Annotated in this window: 18 protein-coding genes; 9 read left to right on the plus strand and 9 right to left on the minus strand. The window is 62.1% G+C overall.

Going from position 1 to position 19,639, the window contains the following annotated elements; genetic code table 11:
- Window positions 1–8 precede the first annotated feature (8 nt).
- The 5 genes from ACH6CX_RS09305 (at window position 9) to ACH6CX_RS09325 (ending at window position 4,741) form a co-directional block, all read left to right on the plus strand.
- Window positions 9–1,958, plus strand: coding sequence for a copper resistance system multicopper oxidase (locus tag ACH6CX_RS09305; RefSeq protein ID WP_396675341.1), 1,950 nt, complete (start codon window positions 9–11; stop codon window positions 1,956–1,958).
- An 11-nt stretch (window positions 1,959–1,969) separates the two neighbouring features.
- A complete protein-coding gene (locus tag ACH6CX_RS09310) occupies window positions 1,970–2,881 on the plus strand; it encodes a copper resistance protein B (RefSeq protein ID WP_396675342.1) in 912 nt (303 codons plus the stop codon).
- 95 nt (window positions 2,882–2,976) lie between these two features.
- Complete coding sequence (locus tag ACH6CX_RS09315) at window positions 2,977–3,339, plus strand: copper resistance CopC family protein (protein ID WP_233006384.1); 363 nt, start codon at window positions 2,977–2,979, stop codon at window positions 3,337–3,339.
- A 3-nt stretch (window positions 3,340–3,342) separates the two neighbouring features.
- Window positions 3,343–4,197 carry a CopD family protein gene (locus ACH6CX_RS09320; protein ID WP_233006385.1) on the plus strand — a complete coding sequence of 285 codons (855 nt, stop codon included), beginning with the start codon at window positions 3,343–3,345 and terminating at the stop codon, window positions 4,195–4,197.
- A gap of 43 nt (window positions 4,198–4,240) precedes the next feature.
- Complete coding sequence (locus ACH6CX_RS09325) at window positions 4,241–4,741, plus strand: nuclear transport factor 2 family protein (RefSeq protein WP_237062787.1); 501 nt, start codon at window positions 4,241–4,243, stop codon at window positions 4,739–4,741.
- Window positions 4,742–4,816: 75 nt separating this feature from the next.
- On the opposite strand, the gene ACH6CX_RS09330 is transcribed toward ACH6CX_RS09325, so the two are convergent.
- From ACH6CX_RS09330 to ACH6CX_RS09355, 6 genes are all read right to left on the minus strand, one after another.
- Window positions 4,817–5,071: a DUF5676 family membrane protein gene (locus tag ACH6CX_RS09330; protein ID WP_237062789.1), complete on the minus strand. Its 255-nt coding sequence runs from the start codon at window positions 5,069–5,071 to the stop codon at window positions 4,817–4,819.
- Between the two features lie 71 nt (window positions 5,072–5,142).
- The gene (locus tag ACH6CX_RS09335; RefSeq protein WP_237062791.1) at window positions 5,143–5,601 is read right to left on the minus strand and encodes an ATPase; all 459 of its coding nucleotides are present in this window, start codon (window positions 5,599–5,601) and stop codon (window positions 5,143–5,145) included.
- A 273-nt stretch (window positions 5,602–5,874) separates the two neighbouring features.
- Window positions 5,875–6,333 carry a hypothetical protein gene (locus tag ACH6CX_RS09340; protein WP_396675343.1) on the minus strand — a complete coding sequence of 153 codons (459 nt, stop codon included), beginning with the start codon at window positions 6,331–6,333 and terminating at the stop codon, window positions 5,875–5,877.
- A gap of 97 nt (window positions 6,334–6,430) precedes the next feature.
- A complete protein-coding gene (locus ACH6CX_RS09345; RefSeq protein WP_233006390.1) occupies window positions 6,431–6,802 on the minus strand; it encodes a cupredoxin domain-containing protein in 372 nt (123 codons plus the stop codon).
- Window positions 6,799–9,099 carry a heavy metal translocating P-type ATPase gene (locus ACH6CX_RS09350; RefSeq protein ID WP_396675344.1) on the minus strand — a complete coding sequence of 767 codons (2,301 nt, stop codon included), beginning with the start codon at window positions 9,097–9,099 and terminating at the stop codon, window positions 6,799–6,801. The genes ACH6CX_RS09345 and ACH6CX_RS09350 overlap by 4 nt, the downstream gene beginning before the upstream one ends.
- Window positions 9,100–9,257: 158 nt before the next feature.
- Window positions 9,258–10,460 (minus strand): permease, encoded by a 1,203-nt coding sequence (locus tag ACH6CX_RS09355; RefSeq protein ID WP_233006392.1) that lies wholly within the window; start codon window positions 10,458–10,460, stop codon window positions 9,258–9,260.
- A gap of 196 nt (window positions 10,461–10,656) precedes the next feature.
- On the opposite strand from ACH6CX_RS09355, the gene ACH6CX_RS09360 reads away from it, so the two are divergent.
- The 4 genes from ACH6CX_RS09360 (at window position 10,657) to ACH6CX_RS09375 (ending at window position 13,955) form a co-directional block, all read left to right on the plus strand.
- Window positions 10,657–11,994 (plus strand): DnaT-like ssDNA-binding domain-containing protein, encoded by a 1,338-nt coding sequence (locus tag ACH6CX_RS09360; protein WP_237062797.1) that lies wholly within the window; start codon window positions 10,657–10,659, stop codon window positions 11,992–11,994.
- On the plus strand, window positions 11,915–12,571 hold the full coding sequence (locus ACH6CX_RS09365) for a replication protein P (RefSeq protein WP_237062800.1): 657 nt from the start codon (window positions 11,915–11,917) through the stop codon (window positions 12,569–12,571). The genes ACH6CX_RS09360 and ACH6CX_RS09365 overlap by 80 nt, the downstream gene beginning before the upstream one ends.
- 129 nt (window positions 12,572–12,700) lie before the next feature.
- On the plus strand, window positions 12,701–13,414 hold the full coding sequence (locus tag ACH6CX_RS09370) for an outer membrane beta-barrel protein (RefSeq protein ID WP_233006395.1): 714 nt from the start codon (window positions 12,701–12,703) through the stop codon (window positions 13,412–13,414).
- A gap of 73 nt (window positions 13,415–13,487) precedes the next feature.
- Window positions 13,488–13,955 (plus strand): REP-associated tyrosine transposase, encoded by a 468-nt coding sequence (locus ACH6CX_RS09375; RefSeq protein ID WP_396675352.1) that lies wholly within the window; start codon window positions 13,488–13,490, stop codon window positions 13,953–13,955.
- 83 nt (window positions 13,956–14,038) lie between these two features.
- On the opposite strand, the gene ACH6CX_RS09380 is transcribed toward ACH6CX_RS09375, so the two are convergent.
- From ACH6CX_RS09380 to ACH6CX_RS09390, 3 genes are all read right to left on the minus strand, one after another.
- Window positions 14,039–14,578 (minus strand): hypothetical protein, encoded by a 540-nt coding sequence (locus tag ACH6CX_RS09380; RefSeq protein ID WP_233006397.1) that lies wholly within the window; start codon window positions 14,576–14,578, stop codon window positions 14,039–14,041.
- 68 nt (window positions 14,579–14,646) lie between these two features.
- Window positions 14,647–16,596 (minus strand): phytase, encoded by a 1,950-nt coding sequence (locus tag ACH6CX_RS09385; RefSeq protein ID WP_233006398.1) that lies wholly within the window; start codon window positions 16,594–16,596, stop codon window positions 14,647–14,649.
- A gap of 378 nt (window positions 16,597–16,974) precedes the next feature.
- Window positions 16,975–19,584, minus strand: a complete 2,610-nt coding sequence (locus tag ACH6CX_RS09390) for a TonB-dependent receptor (protein ID WP_396675345.1) — start codon at window positions 19,582–19,584, stop codon at window positions 16,975–16,977.
- Window positions 19,585–19,639 lie beyond the last annotated feature (55 nt).

A 19,639-nucleotide genomic window follows, 5' to 3' on the forward strand; every position in this document is an offset into this window, starting at 1 on the left:
GGTGTGCAATGAAAAAAACAGATCCTCAACCGGTCGGGTTCCCGCAGATCTCCAGGCGCCGCTTTGTGACCGGTATGGCCGCCGGGGCGGCGCTGCTGGGCATGCCTGGCAGCCTCACCGCGGGTGCGCCCAGAACGAACCCCGCTCCCCAGACCCTGCGGGGAAACCAGTTTGACCTGAGCGTCAATTACCTCCCGGTGAATTTTACCGGCCGCGACCGCACCGCAGTGGCGGTGAACGGTGGTGTACCGGCGCCGATCCTGCGCTGGAAAGAAGGCCAGACCGTCACGCTGAATGTCACCAACCATCTCGCCCACGACACTTCCATCCACTGGCACGGCCTGATCCTGCCCAGCAATATGGATGGTGTCCCCGGGCTCAGCTTCAACGGCATCAAGCCCGGTGAAACATTTACCTACCAGTTCCCGGTAAACCAGAGTGGCACCTACTGGTACCACAGCCATTCCGACTTCCAGGAACAACAGGGCCACTACGGGGCCATCGTCATCGATCCCGCCGAACCCGACCCGGTGGCCTATGACCGCGACTACGTAGTGATGCTGACTGACTGGAGCGATGAATCCCCGCACGACATCTACGCCAGGCTGAAAAAGGAAGGCCACTACTACAATCGTCGCCGGCGCACAGCGGGAGACCTGTGGCGCGACATTCGCGAAAAGGGGGTGGCGCAGACCTGGCGCGAGCGGGAAATGTGGAACGACATGCGCATGTCCGACCGCGACATTTCCGACGTTACCGGTTACACCTACACCTACCTGATGAATGGCCAGACACCGGACGCCAACTGGACCGCCCTGTTCCGGCGCGGCGAAAAAGTCCGCCTGCGCTTTATCAACGGCTCGGCCATGTCGATTTTCGATATTCGTATTCCCGGCCTGAAGATGACTGTCGTGGCGAGCGATGGCCAGAATATCGAGCCGGTCACGGTGGATGAATTCCGCATCGGTGTTGCGGAGACTTACGACGTGGTGGTGGAACCGGCAGGCGACCACGCTTACACGCTGTTTGCCCAGACCATCGACCGCAGCGGCTACGCCCGCGGCACCCTGACCGCGGACCCTTCCCTGCGGGCCGAGGTTCCGGCGATGGATTACGCCCCGGTGCTGGGACACCGCGACATGGGCATGGGGCACGGCAGCCATGGCGGCCACGACATGAACAAGGCGGCAGGCAAAATGGACCACAGCGGCCATGGCGACATGAGTGGTATGGACCACAGCCAGCACGGTGCCGACATGGGCGGTATGGACCACAGTCAGCACGGTAGCACCATGGATGGCATGGACCACAGCCAGCACAAGGCGGACATGAAGGGTTACAGCCTGCACGGCGGTCGCCCGGAACTCGGCGGCATGCAGGGGGTCTGGCATACAAACGACCTGGGGCGGGCCGGCCACGGCAGTAACAGCCCGATCGTCCACCTGCCCAGTGAGCACGGCTACGGCGTGGACATGCGCTCGGAAATGCCGGCCAACGGCCTGCACGACCCGGGTATCGGGCTGCGCGACCACGCCGAGCGCTACGGCCGGCGGGTACTCAATTACAGCGATATCCGCAACCTGACGCCGACCCTCGACCGACGCGAACCCACCCGGGAATTACAGCTGCACCTGACCGGAAATATGCACCGCTATATGTGGTCGATGAACGGCATCAAGTTCAATGATGCCGAGCCGCTGGTGCTGAAATATGGCGAGCGGATTCGCATCACCCTGGTGAACGACACCATGATGACGCACCCGATCCACCTGCACGGTATGTGGAGCGAGCTGGAAACCGGCGACGCCGAATACATTCCGCGCAAGCACACCATCCTGGTACAGCCCGGCTCCAAGGTCAGTTACCTGGTCACCGCCGATGCCTACGGCCGCTGGGCCTACCACTGTCACCTGCTGTACCACATGCCGGGAATGTTCCGCGAAGTGCGGGTCGTATAAGGAGCGCGATGATGAAATTGAAAACACTGCTATTTTTCTGCAGCGCGTTCGTTACATCCCAGGTCCTGGCGCAGGATGCCATGGATCACCAGGGTCACGGCGCGCACGAGTCACATAACACCGGAGCAACGACTGCGGCGGGCGATGAGCCGAAAGGTGAAAGTGGCCACGGGGCCCACAAAGGCCACTCCATGCCGCAATCCGGGGAGCACCACGGCCACCATGGCGATATGCAGGTGCCGGCGGCAGCTAACCTGGAGCATGCCCCTGACCAGCCCGACCATGTCATGGATCACGAGGTCCTGCTGACCAAGGTCACCATTGACCAGCTGGAAGTACGCGAGCATGAGGGCAGCGCCCTTGAGGGCAGTGCCTGGTTTGGCAGCGACAGGAACAAGCTGTGGCTCAAGACCGAAGTGGAGCGCGAGGAAGGCAGCACCGAAAACGCCGAATTACAGGCCCTGTACAGCCGCGCGATCGCGCCCTACTGGGACCTGCAGGTAGGCGTACGCCATGATTTCCAGCTGGAGGATGGTGACAGCAAGAACTGGGGCGCAATCGGCTTTAACGGCCTGGCACCCTATTTCTTCGAAGTGGACTCGGCACTGTTTGTCAGTGATGATGGTGATACGGCATTGCGCCTGGAGGCGGAATACGAGCTGCTGTTTACGCAACAGTGGATTCTGAGCCCGGAAGTAGAGGCGAATTTCTATGGCCAGGACGATCCGGACACAAACACCGGATCCGGCCTGTCGGATGTGGAGGCCGGTCTACGCCTGCGCTATGAATTCACCCCGCAGTTTGCGCCCTATATCGGCGTGAATTACGAGAAGAAATTCGGCAACACCGCCGACTTCCTGCGCGCGGAGGGCGAGTCCACCGGCGAGACCACCTGGGTGGTCGGGCTACACGCCTGGTTCTAGGCCGGGCAACCGGGCACCTTTCGGGACGTTGCTCCCCGGGTGCCCGGGGCCCCACCGATTCCAATAATGCACAAACAACCCGTGGGAGTTTAACCATGCTTAAAGCTTCATTCGCCAGGTTGCTGGCACTGGGCACACTGCTTTTCAGTACCGCGCTCTTCGCCCATACCGGCCTGCAGGGTTCCAGCCCGGCTGACGGCGATGAACTCAGCCAACCGCCGGTGGAACTCAAACTGCAATTTTCCGGTAAGGTCCGCCTGATGCGGGTCTCACTGGAAGAGACCGATCGGGGTGAAGTCAAGCTGGCCTTTATGCCCGGCGCGGTGGCGGAGAGAGATATCAGCCTGCCACTGCCGGCCCTGGACGCGGGCGACTATACGGTTTCCTGGATGGCGATGGGAGGCGACGGCCACAAGATGACCGGCAACCTCTCGTTCAAGATCGTCGCGGAAAAATAAGTCGTGTGGGCCGCAGCGTTTGCGCTGAACAAGTGGCTGCTCTACGGCGCGCTTTCGGTATGTGTGGGTGGCACAGCCGCCGTCCTGCAGTGGACACCGCGGGGTGATGTCCGCCCGCAGGCACGGACCTACCTGCTGCCCGCCGCGATCGCCGGCCTGCTGTTCACCGTCTCGGGATTCCTGCTCCAGGTAGGCACATTCGCGGAAGCCGGCCTGTCCGGCATGTTCGACCCGCTTTACCTGTCAATCCTGTGGGAATCCCCGGCGGGCGAAGTGGCCTTGCTGCTGGTTCCCGGTTTTGCCGTGGCGGCGCTTGCCGCCATTTGCCTGCTGCAGGGGAGGAACCGGGCTGCCGCGATACTGTGGCTGGTAGCGGCGGTGCTGTTGCTGTTGCCATTCAGCTGGCGCGGCCATACTGCCGAGTCCTCCCTGTGGGTACGTGCCGCCCTGTCGCTGCACGCGGGGCTCGCCGCCTGGTGGATGGGTGCCCTCTACCCCCTTTGGCGCCTGAGCCGCCAGGGTGATCCCGCACAGTATGGCGCTGCCATGGCCCGCTTCGGACAGCAGGCCTCCTGGCTTGTAGCGCTGCTGGTTATCTGCGGGACCTGGGTGCTGTATTCCCTGCTCGGCGGTTTCGGCGCCCTGGTGCAGGGCAGTTACGGACTGGCGATGCTGGTGAAACTTGCCCTGGTCGCCAGCCTGTTGCTGCTCGCGGCCCAGAACAAATGGCGGCTGGTGCCGCAGTTGCCCAACACCGCCGCCGGGCTCTCCGGAAGTATCCGCGCCGAGATGCTGGTGGGGACTGCGATCCTCCTGGCCACCGCCCTGCTGTCCACACTGACCGGCCCGGGGCACTGATCGCCAGCGCAAAAAAAATAAATAAACTTGAAGGAACAACATTATGACGCGTGATCCTTTACCGGGCACCACCACCCGGGTCCTGCTGCTCACGCTGCTGGCCCTGCTCCCATTCGGCGTCGCCGCACACGGAAACAAGCAGGCACAGCAAGCGGATACCCCACTGTATTCCGGCCAGGACTCGGATGCCGGCAGGGCAGTGCAATCCTTCCACCGCGCACTGCGCACTGGTAACCGGGAAGCTGTGCTCGCCGCCCTGGCTGAGGATGTGGTCATTTTCGAGGGCGGCAAGGTGGAGCGGTCCCGGGAGGAATACGCCGGCCACCACTTGGGTGCGGATATGAAATTCCTGCAACAGCTACAACCGACCCAGCTGGAGCTGCAGGTACAGGAGGGCCGGGAACTGGCCTACGCCTACGGCCGCAGCAGGCTGCAGGGTGACTACCAGGGCAAGCCCCTCGACCTGCTGGCCATGGAGACACTGGTACTCAGGCGCATGGACTCGGGATGGAAGATTGTGCAGATACACTGGTCCAGCAAATAAGTTCAACCCACTGCCACAACCGGATCAGGCCAGGGCCGGCGCAAAGAGCGACAGAACGGAACCGCTCACCGGCCTCTAGACCAGCCGGTTGTACACCCGGGCCAGTAGCCAGCCAATTAAACCGGCGCTGACCGACCAGGCCACCAGGCCAACCAGCACACCGGGGAGAGTCAGGTCCCAGCCCATACCGGCCAGGTCCATATGCACCATATCCCCGGACATACTCATCATCATCCCTGGCATCAGCACCACCAGCAGCGCACAGACCAGCCATGCGCTTCCAAAGCTGATCGCTGCAGCAAGACCAAATTTGGCGGCGTTCAGTTTCATCCTGTCTCCCTCTGCGTTTGCTGTGATTCCCGGCGCGAAACCCCAGCTACTTACGCCGAATACAAACCCTGTTACAGGTCCAGCAGGCGATTGGCAGCCTGGGTCATCTGCATGGCCTCGTGCTCCTCCAGTGACTTCAGCTTCTCCATCAGGTCCCGGGTCGCATCGATGTCGGCCCTGGCGTGAAGATAGCGGTACAGGTCGATCACCTGTTGGTGCTGGCCGGAGACCACATCCATGATCTCTTTCGCGTCCATGTCCTGGAAGGGCGCGTCGCAGCGCGTGCTGTGAACGATTGGATGCTTGTCCATGTAGTCGTAGCACCAGGTGTTGAGCGCCCTGGTTTCAGCGCCAACCTCGAACTGGTCGACGAGCCCAGACAGCCGCTGCTCATGCTCGGCCAGGTAATCCAGCAACATGCTGGCACGTTTATCGTCGTTCGCTTTTGCGCAATCCGCCAGGCACCCGGAGAGGTTCCGGTGCAATGCCGTGGTCCAGTCAAGCACATCTTCCAGAGTTTCAACCTGCATCGGGACTCCCGGACAATCGTAAATGGAACAGTTGTTATCGTAGCGCCCGAATCGGTCACGGGCACCCGGTGTCTGGAAATTTACCGCTCCTCGCGCCCGCAACGATTGATTTGCATCAACAGGTTACCAATTGAGGAATACCCGGCCCCTCGCGCGACATACAGCCTGCAACCAGCGGGTGCAGAAAGCACCTTTGCAGGACGCCAGGGAACGGCACGCACCAGCGGAACGTACCGCCGCCACACTACGCAGGCTGACGCTTCGGCGCCGGCCTCAGGCGTCCTGCAGCCGGTTCGCAGCCTGCATCATCTGCATGGTCTGCTGCTCCTCGAGCGTTTTCAGGTTGGCCATCAATTCGCGCGAGGATTCGGTCTCCATGCGCCGGTGCAGGAAACGATAGAGACCAATCACCTCATTGTGGTAATTCATGACCACTTCCATGACCCGGTCCGGGTCCTCCTGCAGAGACGGGATGCTCGTGACATCGATATGATCGATCGGGTATTTGTGCAGGTACTCGTAGCACCAGGTATTCAGGGCCTTGCCGTCCGCGCCCCGCTCTATCGCAGTCACCAGTTCGGCGAGGGTCTGCTCGAACTGCGCCAGGTAGTCCAGCAAGAGCGTGACGCGACTGCGATCACTGGCCTCGCGCCCCTCCTGTAATCGTTTATTCAACTGCTCATGGAAGCTGCGCGTACGCGCAATGACATCCTGCAGGGTTTCGGTACGCATGGTTCCTCCACCTTATCGGGAAATTCCGGTGCGGGGCCACAGCCTGGCCCACGCGCTTATCAACAGACCTGAAGGTGGCCGCGCCCGAATTCAACCCCTACTCAATGCTGAGCGACCCGCGGTACATCTGCATCTGGCAGGTAAACGGGTACTTGCCGGGCTCTGCTGCGGGCAGCCTTACCGGCGTGCGCTCGCCCACGGCCAGCTGTGCACTGACCTCCAGGTCGGGGAACAAGACATACTCCGCGCAGGGGCTGGGATCTTCGCGGCGAAAATAGAGTGTGGCGGGCTCGCCCGCCGGCAGGCGAATATGGTCCGGCTCGTAGACGCCGTCTTTCACCAGGACTTCCATTTCCTCATCCGTGGCGCGGACTGGTTCCGATTCACGACCGGCTTCCGCCAGCCAGAACCACCAGACGATCGCCACGATCAGTACCAGCCCGGTAACGTTCACCAGTAATGTCATCATTGCGCCTGCCCTCCGGTCGCCGGTTCATTTGTATTACTCTTGCCACTGCCCTGCGGCTTGAAAAAGCGCAGCCGGTTGGCATTGGAGACCACCGTTACTGACGACATGGCCATGGCTGCGCCGGCGATGACCGGGCTCAGCAGGGCACCGGTAAACGGGTACAGCACACCGGCGGCAATGGGAATCCCCAGGGTGTTATAGATAAAGGCCCCGAACAGGTTCTGCTTGATATTGCGCAGCGTCGCCCGGGACAGTTCGATCGCATCTGCGACACCATGCAGCGAGGAGCGCATCAGCGTCACGTCCGCGGTCTCGATGGCCACGTCGGTACCGGCACCAATGGCAAAACCCACATCCGCGCGTGCCAGCGCCGGGGCATCGTTGATACCGTCGCCGGCCATACCCACCTGCTCACCACTGCCCTGCAGTTCGCCGATGATTTTTTCCTTGTCCTCCGGTTGCAGCTCGGCGTGCACCCGGTCGATGCCCAGCTGACGTGCCACCGCCTGGGCCGTGCCCTCGTTGTCACCGGTGAGCATTTCGATGCGCAGGCCGAGTTGCTGCAGGCGCGTCACCGCTGTTTTGGCATCCTCGCGCAGCGGGTCTGACACGGCGATGATGCCGGCCATTTTTCCATCCACCGCCGCGTACATTGCCGTGCGGCCCTTACCCGCGAGTTCCTGTACCCGCTCGCGCCAGCGGCCGGCGTCAATTTTTTCCCGCTCCATCAGTTTGCGGTTGCCCAGGAATAGCACCTTGCCGTCGACACGGCCGGTAACGCCGTGGGCGGTAATCGCCTCGAACTCTTCGGTGCGCAGGAATTCGACATCCCGGTCACGGGCAGCGGCCACTACCGCTGCCGCCAGCGGGTGCTCCGAGCCCTGCTCCAGGCTCGCCAGCAGTTGCAGCAGGTCGTCGGCACTACCGGCGAAGCCATCGTCAGTTTCGATTTCAGTGAGTTTCGGTTCGCCCTCGGTCAGGGTGCCGGTCTTGTCCACCACCAGCGTGCGCAGCTTGCTCGCCTGCTGCAGCGCCTTGCCATTGCGGATCAGTACCCCGTGCTCGGCGCCCTTGCCCACGCCGACCATCACTGACATGGGTGTCGCCAGGCCGAGCGCGCAGGGACACGCGATAATCAGTACTGCGGTCATCACCACCAGCACATGGGCGGCGCGCGGCTCCGGGCCGAAATTGAACCACGCCAGCGCCGCCAGCACCGCAATGATCATTACCGTCGGCACGAAGATGGCCGAGATGCGGTCCGCCAGCCGCGCGATGGGTACCCGCGAACTCTGGGCGTTCTTCACCATCTCGATAATTTGCGCGAGGCGGGTGTCGGCGCCGACTTTTTCCGCACGAAACAACAGGGTGCCATTCTTGTTCAGGGTACCGGCGGACAGGAAATCCCCCTCACCCTTTTTCACCGGCACCGGCTCGCCGGTGAGCATGGACTCGTCAACCAGGCTGCTGCCTTCCTCGACGGTACCGTCCACGGGGATTTTCTCGCCGGGCCGCACCCGCACGCGGTCATCCACGCGCACCTCTTCCAGCGGCAGGTCGCGCTCCTCGCCGTCGCGCACCACGCGCGCGGTGGGGTCCTGCAACTCCAGCAGTTTTTCCACCGCCGCGCTGGTGCGACCGCGGGCGCGCAGTTCCAGTGCCTGCCCCAGGTTGATCAGGCCGATGATCATGGCGCTGGCCTCGAAGTAGACATGCCGCGCCGCCTCGGGCAGCAGTTGCGGGGCCAGCACCACCGCCATGGAGAACAGCCAGGCGGCGCCGGTACCCAGCGCCACCAGCGTATCCATATTGGCATTGTGGTGACGGAAGGCACGCCAGGCGCCGGTAAAGAAATGCCCGCCGCAGTAGACCAGCACCCCCAGGGTCAGCAGGCCCACGGCGCCCCAGGCCAGCTGCTGCGACGGCGTATTGACCATCATGTCACCGCCGAGCAATCCCCACGCCATCAGCGGCACACCCAGGCCCAGCGCCAGGGCGCAGCGCAGCAGCAGAGAGCGGTAATGGCGCTGCTCTTCCTCGTGTTGCTGCTCGCGGCGTTCCCGCTCACTGGCGCGCACCCGCTCGGCACCGTAACCGGCGGACTCCACCGCGGCGATGCACTCCGCGTCACTGGCCTCACCGGACACCTGTAGCGTCCGGTCCGCCAGATTGACGCGCGCTTCGGCTACGCCCTCGACAGCCCCCAGTGAATTCTCGATCTTGCGCACGCAGCCGGCGCAGGTGACGCCCTCCAGGCGAAAAGTCCGGGGCGAAGTTGTCGTTGTTTCCGCGCTCATGTTCTCTCCGTTATCAACTGGACGCGTTCTCGTGGCTGCGACTTACGCCCACAGGCAAGCGGACCAGTTCGATGTTTTGGACACGCGACAGAGAATAAAACCCTGCCCCGGGGGCAGGGCAAGCATCCTGACACCGCAATGGGGAATCGAAGGCAGCGTTATGCCGGCAGCAGCACCCCGATCACCAGCCAGATAACCGCCAACGTCGCCAGCACCAGCAAGATACGCTCACTCAGGCTGTCGGTTTTCAGCCCCGGCAGCCCTTTTGCCTTCCAGCGCCAGATAAGGAATACCAGTCCCTGCAGGGCAAACAGCAGGTTCAGGAACAGGGTGTAGTCCACCTTGAAGAATTCGCGGTCGGTCACCGTCTTCGCGGACGACGGGTCCGGCAGCAGGTCGAGGGCGGCGAACCCGTAGTGCAACAGCAGCGCAGTGCTGACAAGGATCAGCAGGAATACCCCGAGGATATACAGCGCCATCTTCCAGCCGTAATACTGCGCCTGGATACGCAGCACCGGCAGCACCACCAGGTCGCTGAAAATAAACGCCATGATCCCGGCAAAGGCCACCCCGTTATCGAACAGCACCGCGGCCAGGGGAATATTGCCCATGGAGCCGATAAAGGTAAAAAAGGCGGCCACCGGCCCCACCAGGCACTGCAACAGCACTTCCCAGAAAGCGGGGTCCGCTTCGCCGGAACCGACGAACAGGCTGCGGAAAAATGACTGCGGCACGAAGGCAGCGATGATGCCCGCAACGGTGAAACCCACCGTGACGTCCTTCCATACCATGTGCCATTCCATGACGTACTTGCTCGCCACCATGCGCCAGCCCTCGCGGCTGCGGATAAGCTCGCGCCAGTCGGGCACCTCGCCGCCGTCGTCGCTGGACTCCTCGGCAGAGCGGGCGCGCTTGCGTGCCTTCTTGACCAATCCCTTCGGTGCCGTCAACCGCACCACCAGCCACATCAGCAGGATCAGCAGCACGCCGCCGGCATATTCACCCACCACAAACTGCCAGCCCAGGAACACCGCGATCACGATGCCCAGCTCGATGACCAGGTTGGTGGACGCCAGCAGGAAGGCCAGTGCCGGCACCAGCCCGGCGCCCTTGGCAAACAGGGCGCGCGTGGTGGCCAGCGCGGCAAACGAACAGGAACTGGAAATAAACCCGAAGAAGGTGCCCAGTCCCACACTCCCGGCGCCCGCCTCCCCCATGCTGCGCCGCATACGCTCGCGGGTCACAAACACCTGGATCATGCTGCTGATCAGGTAGCCGAGGCCAAAAGCCCAGAAAGCCATCCAGAACAGGCCCAGGGTGGTGACGGCCGCTTCGTGCCAGGTGGACAGGAATGCCTGCATGGTCGAGTCTCCAGTTCGGCCGACCCACGACGGGCCGCACTTTCACTTTAGCGAAACCCGGTCCCCCCTATCGGGGGAAACCACGTACTGTGCCGGAGAACAACACAGCCCCGACCCGGCAGTCAAACCCGCAACGGGCCAATTTCGGTGCCGGAAGACCTCTGCGGGAGGGCGGCGGGGGTGATAGAATCGCGCCATGAAACACCCCCTGCTACCGGAAAGACCCCTGAGCCTGTCCCCTACTCTGGCCGCCACCATCGGCCTGGAGGAGGCGGTATTGCTCACGGCACTCGGCGACCTGCTGCCCTTCCTGCAGCCGGAATCGCACCCGGGACGGGAGTGGTACACCGCCGAGGGAGAACAGCTGCAGCTGCTGCTGCCCTTCTGGGAGCCGGCGGACATCCAGCGCGTGGCCACCAGCCTGCGCAACCAGGGCGCCCTGCTGCTGGGCTCAGCCCCCTACGGCACCAGCATGCAGCTCAAGTTTGCCCTGCCCGGCGAACACCGGCGCCCGGAGCCCACAGGCCACATCGACCACTCCCCGCGAATGCAGGAGCCACCGCCCCCGGAACACAACGCCCGCAGCGCCAATACCATCGGACCCGGCTGGCAGCCGGACCGGGAGACCCAGGCCCGTATCGCCCAGCTGGGAGTGCCCGAGCATTTCTGGCGCGAGCAGCTGCCGGAATTCGTCACCTACTGGCGCGAGCGCGGCGAACCACGGCATTCCTTCGGCTCGCTGTTCCTCAAGCAGGTCAAGAGCCGCTGGGAGGCATTTCGCGCCACCGCCCAGCGCAAGCAGCCCCTGCCGCAGGGCTGGTACCCGGGTGAGGACACCCTGCGCAAGCTGGCGGACGAGGGCGTACCCAGCACCTTCGTGCAGCGGGCCCTGCAGCGCTTCGTCGACTACCACCGCTCCAGCGGCAAGCAGTCCATCTCCTGGGACCTGGAGTTCAATGACTGGGTCACCGAGGACTGGGAGAAGCAGGACACCCCGTTTATCGAGAAGCGCAAGCCCACCCCAATGACCCGTGACTGGCAGCCCAGCGAGCACACCTGGGAGCAGCTGCGCCGGCTGGCGATCAACCCAAGTTTTGCCGCCGAGCTGCTGCCCGAATTTATATACAAGTGGCTGGAGCGCGGTGGCCACAGCGCCCGTTGGGGGGAGCTGTTTATCGAGTACGCACGCGAGGAATGGGCCTACTACTGCCAGGGCATTGAAAAGAACCCGGTAGCCAAGCCCATAACACGCAACTGGCAACCCGGTGGTGACTGCTTGAGCCACCTGGTAAACCAGTGTGAAATAGACCGCGACTTCGCCCTGTCGCTGGTCCCCGAATTTATTATCTACTGGCGGGGCCAGAATGCGGCGCGCAAGAGCTGGGACGCCGTGTTCGTCCGCCATGCGCGCTACCAGTGGGCAGAGCGCAACAAGCTGGCGATAGGAAAGACCAATGGCACGCAGCAACACACCGACAACCAGAGAACCCGGGACCGCTCCGTCCTCGACATCGTCACGGACACAGACTGGTAGCGGAGCCGGCGACGAACAGCTGAACGAGCGCAAGCGGGCCCTGAACGAGGTCTTCGGCCTGCTGAAACTGAGCTATCACAACCAGTTCAATTCGGCCTTCCCCGACACCGAGACCCTGAACCACGCCAAGCGCCTGTGGCTGGAGTCCCTGGCGGCCTTTTCCCCGGCGCAGATCGTCGCCGGGGCCAAGCGCGCTATCCGCCAGAGCGAATACCTGCCCACGGTACACAAGATGCTGCAGCTGTGTGCCGCCGGCGACAACGGCCTGCCCGAGGCCCGCGCCGCCTATCGCGAGGCCTGCAACGCCCCCAGCCCCAAGGCCGCGTTCAACTGGAGCCACCCGGCGGTCTACCACGCCGGCCGCGAGGCCAACTGGTTCTTCCTCGCCAACAACCCGGAACACGTGGCCTACCCGGTGTTCGCCGAGCACTACCGCAAGATCTGCGCCCGGGTGCTGGAGGGCGATGCGCTGCCCGCACCCGAGCAGCCCCTGCTGGAGGAAAAGCCCGGCGAGCCACTGAGCAAGGCGGAAAACGCCGAGCGCATGGCGCAACTGCGGGCAGAGCTGGAACTCTAGAGACCCTCTCGCGCCCGGCCCGTCCGGGCCGATAAAAGGAAGCAACCGCCAAATTTCATCCCGTGGCAAACAATCCGCGTAGGGTTGGGGGAAGATAGACCCCGATATCAACCGAATGCAGGTATTGCCATGCCCAGGCCCCATGTTCTGCTCGCGGTACTCACCTCCCTTACCCTTGCCCTGCCCGCCAGTGCAGACTTTTATTCCCACCGTTATGTCGGCGTCAGTGTCGGCGACGCCGGCCAGGGTAATTTCTGCCCACAGGCGTCGGACCGGGTGCAACGTTTCAGCTTCAACGGCGAACCGGCCCGGCTGCTCAATTGCGGCGAGGGCGGCGAGACCTGGAAGCTGTACACCGGCTGGCGCTGGAGCCCCTACTTCGCGGTGGAAGCCAGCCTGCAGCAACTGGCCAGCAGCGACCTGGACTTCGAATTCCGCAATGCGCGCGGCGAGTTCCTGCGCCTCGAGGATGAGCTCGAGACCTACCTGGTCAACGCCTACGCCGTGGGGCACTGGCCGCTATACCGCGGCCTGAGCCTGTTTGCCAAGGTCGGCGGCGGCGCCTGGAATATGGAGCTGTCCGAGCGCCAGGCGGGTGAATTCCTGTTCCGGTTCCAGCAGGAAGACGGCACTATCACCGAAGAGCTGGTACCGGTAAACGGCAGCAGTGGTGCAACCGATAACGGCTTCCACTACGGCTACGGCGCCGGCATCAGCTACCGCCACCACAACAACTGGACCCTGCGGGCCGAGTGGGAGACCTTCAGCGATATCGGCAGCGGCGAGCTGCGCGGCGAGTTCGACGTGGAGACCGCATCGCTGGGGTGGAGTATGCATTTTTAGGCCATAACAATCGCTAAAACCCAGCCACTCCGTAGGAGCGGCCGCTGGCCGCGACTCAGGCACGCATATGGATATGCCGATAGCTCACTCACGAAAAGGACATCGTTCACTACGCCGGGGCCGGGTTTCCATGCCCGGGCAGGTATACCTAGTAACCACCTGCACTCACCAGCGCCTACCAATATTCAAAGATTTCACATTGGCACGGCAGGCCTGCACATCTTTTCAGGACCCTTCATTACTGGGCGATGCCAGGATGCTCGCCTGGGTATTGATGCCCGATCATGTGCACTGGCTGATACAGCTTGGAAATTCCTTTGACTTGAGTGAACTTATCAAGCGTCTCAAATCTTCCAGTGCATACCAGGTTAACCAGTGTCTGCATCAAGAAGCGATTTGGGAGCGCGCCTTCCATGACCGCGCACTACGAAAAGAAGAAGGGGTTATCGAAGCGGCACGGTATGTGATTGCCAATCCTTTGCGCGCGGGGCTCATACAAAACGTCGGGGAATATCCGTTCTGGAATTCTGCCTGGTTATAACCCGGGAATTGTCGCGGCCAGCGGCCGCTCCTACATGATCGTGTTAAGTGCCATAGGAGCGGCCGCTGGCCGCGATTGTTATCCTACCACTTCATCATCGGCAATGGCCGCAGCGGATGCCGGGGTAGCCAGCGCAGGGCGCGCCTGCCCAGGCTTTTGTGGAAACCCGCATTGGGGAAAGCGCGACGCACCTCTTCCACCAGACCGGCGTCCAGCCCGAAACGGACCAGGCCGCAGGAAAAATCCACCAGGTCACCACGGCGGAACAGTTCCACCAGCGGCGCGTACTCGCCGCGATACCGGCGCAGTTTGTGGTGCTCGCTGATCATCAGGCGCACCTCATCGCACCAGCCTTCCCGACCGTTGTGCTTCAGGTATTGCATCGCCGGGGTAATAGAGGGCGGGAGATAGTCGACGGTATCATCGACCCAGATACCGATATCGTGAAAGGCGCCGGCAATCACCAGCTTCTGCCGCTCTTCCTCGCTGCATTCACGCAGTGCAAAGCAGAAATGCAGCATGCGGTAGACGTGATTACGGTAGCCCGGGTATTCCGGGCCAATACATTCCCGCCAGTCAGCCAGTATCTCTTCCAGCAGCGGGATCTTCTCTTCGATTTCCATAGGTGATCACCGGGTTATCCATCACAGCCCACCCCGCGACCAACACATCACAGGGCCGACAGGAGAAGTTACTGCAGTTGCAGCTGTTCCTCAATATCCGCCCAGGACACCAGCTTGAAATTCTGCGGCCCCGCGGGCATGCGCTTGCGCCCGTCCTGCACCACCAGCAGGCCACCCGGGTAGTCATCGCCCAGGGCCGCACTGGTCACTGCCAGGCCATCGGTTTCCGAGCTCCCGTCGATACCCAGCGCCAGGTTGATATCGACCCGGAAATGGCCGATAAACTCGCTGCCGTCGCGGGTATAGAGGGCGTAGCTGTCATTGCCCTGGCTGGAGACCACCAGGTACCCGCGTTCTCCATCGTGGAAAATATCGATACCCTCCACGTCCGCCACCAGCTGCCGGTCATCGACTTCCACCAGCAATTCCGGTTGCGCATTGCCGGCCAGGAATGCGGCGATATCGAGGCGCCATATACCACGGTCCTCCTCACCGAAGAACAATACGCCACGCTCGTCATCCACGACACAACCCTCCACCTGGCTCTGCACCGGCAGTTTTGCCCGCGGCTGCAACTGCCATTCCAGCGGGTCATCGCCCAGCTCGATCTCCGCCAGGTGCAGGGCGCCATCCTTGTCCGATACCCATACCATGGTGCGCCCGTCGTTGCGGTACATGCACAGGCCATACGGGTCCTGCAATCCCATCTCGCGTAACCCCAGGTGTTCCACATCGCCACTGCGGTGGATACCAAACAGGTTTACGCCCGGCGTGGTTCGGTTCGACGTGGCCGCCAGTGCAGCAAAGCGGCCGCTGTCCACCGGTCGCAGGTCGACGTTGTTTACCCGCCCGACAACGAACTGTTCCTGCAGCCGGCCGGACAGGTTGTATACATTGAGGCCGCGCTTCTTGTCGGTTCCCAGTACCAGGCTCTTGCTGCTGTCCTTCGGGTTGACCCAGATTGCCGGGTCATCGGCGGCATCGCCACCGGATGCCACCGGTACTGTCTGTGCCCTTGCGCCAACGGTAGGGATCTGCGGTGCGGCGGTTGCCGCAGTCGGTGACTCTTCCGCAGGCCCGGGCTCCGGTAGCTGCACCGCATAACGCTGTACAGCATTGCTTTCCTCTTCCAGGGCAAACAGCGCATCGCTCTGCCGTGCGATGGAGACCGGTTCCAGTTCCTGCAACGCGCGGTTATAGATCGCCTCGCCCCGCGGCCCTGACAGTGGAAAGGCTTCCACACGGTCGCCGCTGGCCAGCCACAGCAGGTCCCGGTCGGCGTCCAGCCACAAACCGCCGAACTGCTCGCCCAGGGTATCGCCGGCAATAAATACCGCGCGTTCCTCGTCGCGTTCCGCACTGGCATTCAGGCTCCAGACCCCCAGCGGCGGCTGCGATACCAGCAGCCGCTGGCGCTGGTCGTCCACTACACAGCTGTTGACCTGCTGGCCGAAGTGCAGCGGGCGCAGCTCGGTGAACAACCAGGCCTGGTCGCGCGGGTGAACCACATATTCATGGCCGAGGCCATTTTCATCGATGGTATACAGGTGGGAGCGATTGCCCTGGCGGGAGAAGCACAGCGCTGTCTGCGGTGCCGCAACCTTGAGCATGCCCAGGTATTTCATCCCCGGCTGGCCGCTACTTGGCTCGACTTCAAGTGATCGCAGGTGCACCTGGCCGTCGTCCTCATCGAAGGCCGCGACCAGCCAGCTGCCGTCCGCGCGCGACTGCACGGCAAAGCGCTCGACACTGCCGCCATCGAGGGAAGCGGCCTCGCTGCCGTCTTCCCGCAGCAGGACCAGGCCACGCACCTCGCTCGCCAGCAGCAGGTAATTTTCCCCACCCAGTGCCAACGGGGCGACCTGGCTGGAAACCACACCGGAGAGCTCGAGGGTGCCGGAAGCCTGGAGGGCCTGGGGCGAGCTCTGCACGGATTCTCCGGGTCGCCTATCACAGCCCGCCAGCAACACCACCACAGCGGCAACCGGCGCGATTTTCGACAGAATATTGAGTGCCATCGTCTTCGTTTTTCCGCAAAGTATCTTTAAGAATATGACAAATTTACGCCAGCTTTGTGGCAAAAGAATGACCCGCGGGGCTCTATGCGCCGCGCCGGGATAGTCCCGTGACCACCAGCTGCCCGAGGGGTCCCTGGTCGGGGTAATGACAGGGGCGAGCAAACAAAATGATGAGCGAACTTGCGCCAAAATCCAGGCAAATAAAACTGGCAGGCAAAAACGAATGGGGCCGGCAGGACCTGTCGACAGCTCCTGCCCCGGTCCACGGCTGGCAGGTTACAACCCATCAGCAACAGGAAGCCGGTCCCCAACCCGGGGGCCCGGCTTCTGCTGCTATTCGCTCCCGGCTCTATCCCGCTGCTGTCCCGACTCTAGACTTTAGAAGGTGCTGTAAGTCAGGCCCAGCGCGTAGGTGGGACCATATTCCTCATACTGGCCGTTATAGCCAGAGTTCTCGACAAAGAACGGCTCGTCGGTGAGGTTGACACCGCTGAAGGTCAGTTGGAGCCCGTTACTGAAGCGGTACCTGGCCGACAAATCTACCTGCATGTGGTCGGATTCATACCGGTCTCCCGCGGCATCCTCCAGGTCCACTTCGAGCAGGCGCTCGCCCTTGAACGTGGTGGCCAGGCGCAGGCTCAGTGCATCGCGCTCGTAACCAACGATAAAGTTGCCCACTATATCTGCCTGTGAGGGCAGTGATATCTCGTCGTTGCGCCCGGCACCAGCCCCGGGGCCAAGGCTGGCTTCCGAGTCTGCGAAGGTGGCATTGGCACGCAACAGCAGGCCGTTATCGAAACCGCGGGTCCATGACAGCTCGGCGCCGGTCAGGGTTGCAGTGTCGCCGTTGATCGACTGCAGGACTTCCGCGTCCTCTACCGGCAGACTGCCCACATAGCGGCTGAAGTCCGTAGTGCTGGCCACGTCTGCGGTCACGATAAAGTTATCGATACGCTTGTGGAAAATGCCCGCTGAGAACATGCCCAGGGCATCGGCGTAATACTCCGCAGTGAAGTCCAGGTTCTGCGCTTCATAGGGATCCAGTGCCGGGTTGCCTGCTTCCACCTCCAGCTCGCCTTCATCGTATTCAATGGTTTCCGGTGACGGGTTGAGTGCACCAAACGCGGGTCGCGACAGGGACTCGGTATAGGCGGCGCGCAGAACGATATTATCGTTATAGTCGTACTTGAAGTTCACACTCGGGAACAGCTTGCTGTACTCCTGTGCAAAACTCACCGGGGAAACATAAACGTCTTCGGCAACTTGCTCCGCACCGGGAATGGCTTCACCGGACTCAACCACCTGGCTTCCCGCGGCGGAGAAGTCGGTCGACTCGTAGCGAACGCCGTATACCAACTGGGCACGGTCCATCTCAATGCTGTTCATGACATACAGCGCAGAAATATCCTCGTTCATGGCATAGTCGCGTGCAGAGTCCAGGGCGGTATCGGTTTCATCCACTGCAAAGCTGGACAGGCTGGCGTCGATGAAGTTATTCAGGCCACCCATATTAATCCCGGGACCAAAGCGGCCCAGGCTGTAGTCGACATTGTTCATGGCGAAATCAGCCAGGGTAAAGTCGCCACCAAAATCATCGTAAACCACGGCATTCAGGTCACCGGTCTTTTCCCGGCGTCGCTCGTGCAAACCGAATTTCAGCTCGGAAGGGTTACCGGCCAGCTGTATTTCGCGGCTGATATCGATGCGGAAGCTGACCTCCTCATCCTCGGTAAAATTGTCCTCGATCACAATCTCGTCGAGCTTGTAATTGGACGCATCCATCGCCGCTTCGACATCACCAGCACCGATGGCCAGGGTGGGTTTTTCCCCGGCACTGGTGTAGCCCAGCTGCAAGCCTTCCTGTACAAAATCTGTATCGCGGCGGTGTGGCTCGGCTTCCTCGGCATGGGAGTAGCCCAGCGCATATTCAACGCCCCATTGATCCAGGTCATGCTCTCCGCCAAAGACCATGGAGAGGATCTGCTGCTCCTCGAAGCGGTCCTTCAACGACTTTTCCAGTGCCGCGTCGTTCCATACCGCAGAGCTGGCTGTGATAGTGGCCGGATTATCATTTTCCTCATCCAGCTTCCAGGAATTACGCTGGCGCTCTTCTTCATCGGAGAAATCGGAATAGAGGGTATGCAGGTAAAGCAGGCTGGTCTCGCCCAGGCTCAGGTCGAAATTGGCGGCCAGGCCGGTACGCTCGCGGGTCACTGTGTAATCGCGCTGCTCAATCTCGGCGGCCCCAAAGGCCTCACTGCCATCCTCCGCGGTAAGCTCCTCCCAGATGCCATCTGTCTCCACATTTTCAGAGCCGAATTTTCGTTCCTGGTGGCTCGCGGCAATCGCTACCCCCAGCTCGCGACCGCCATCCAGCTCGAATACCCTGGTGAGGGTACCGGCAAGCTTCGGGCTGTTCTCCTCCTGCAACGTGCTGTAACTGTTCTCGACACTCAGCTTGAACTGCTGGCCATCCTGGTCCAGGGCATTCAGGCTCTTGATCTCAATGGCACCGCCGATGGAGTCCGAGCTCATATCCGGCGTGAGCGTCTTGAATACTTCCAGGCTGGCAAGCAGGTCGGAGGGGATCACATCCATGGCCACGGCCCGGCTGTCGGTTTCCGGCGCGGGCAGGCTGACCCCATTAATAGTCGCCGCATTCAGGTTCGGGTCGATACCCCGCACACCGACGAAACGCCCCTCCCCCTGGTCGCGGGCGATAAATACACCTGGCATGCGCTGCAGTGCTTCGGTGACGTTGGCGTCTGGCAATTCGCCAATCGCATCGGAAGTCTGCACCGCAACAACTTTGTTGGAGCGGCGCTGGCGCTCGATATCACTGCTGGCGTTGGCCGCCTGGGCAGTCACCTCGATGGTTTCCAGGGCGCCTTCCCCAGCCTGTGCCACTGCATTCACAGAAATAACCGCAGCAGCGATTGCCGTTAGCGGCAGTGTAACGAGTGCGACCCGGGTCGATCGGTTTTTCATAAGGTCCCCATTCCTTTTTATGGCAGGTGTTCGATGGGGCGCAGGTTAGACGTCG

The sequence above is a fragment of the Microbulbifer sp. JSM ZJ756 genome, from assembly GCF_044383805.1.
Classification (GTDB): domain Bacteria; phylum Pseudomonadota; class Gammaproteobacteria; order Pseudomonadales; family Cellvibrionaceae; genus Microbulbifer; species Microbulbifer zhoushanensis.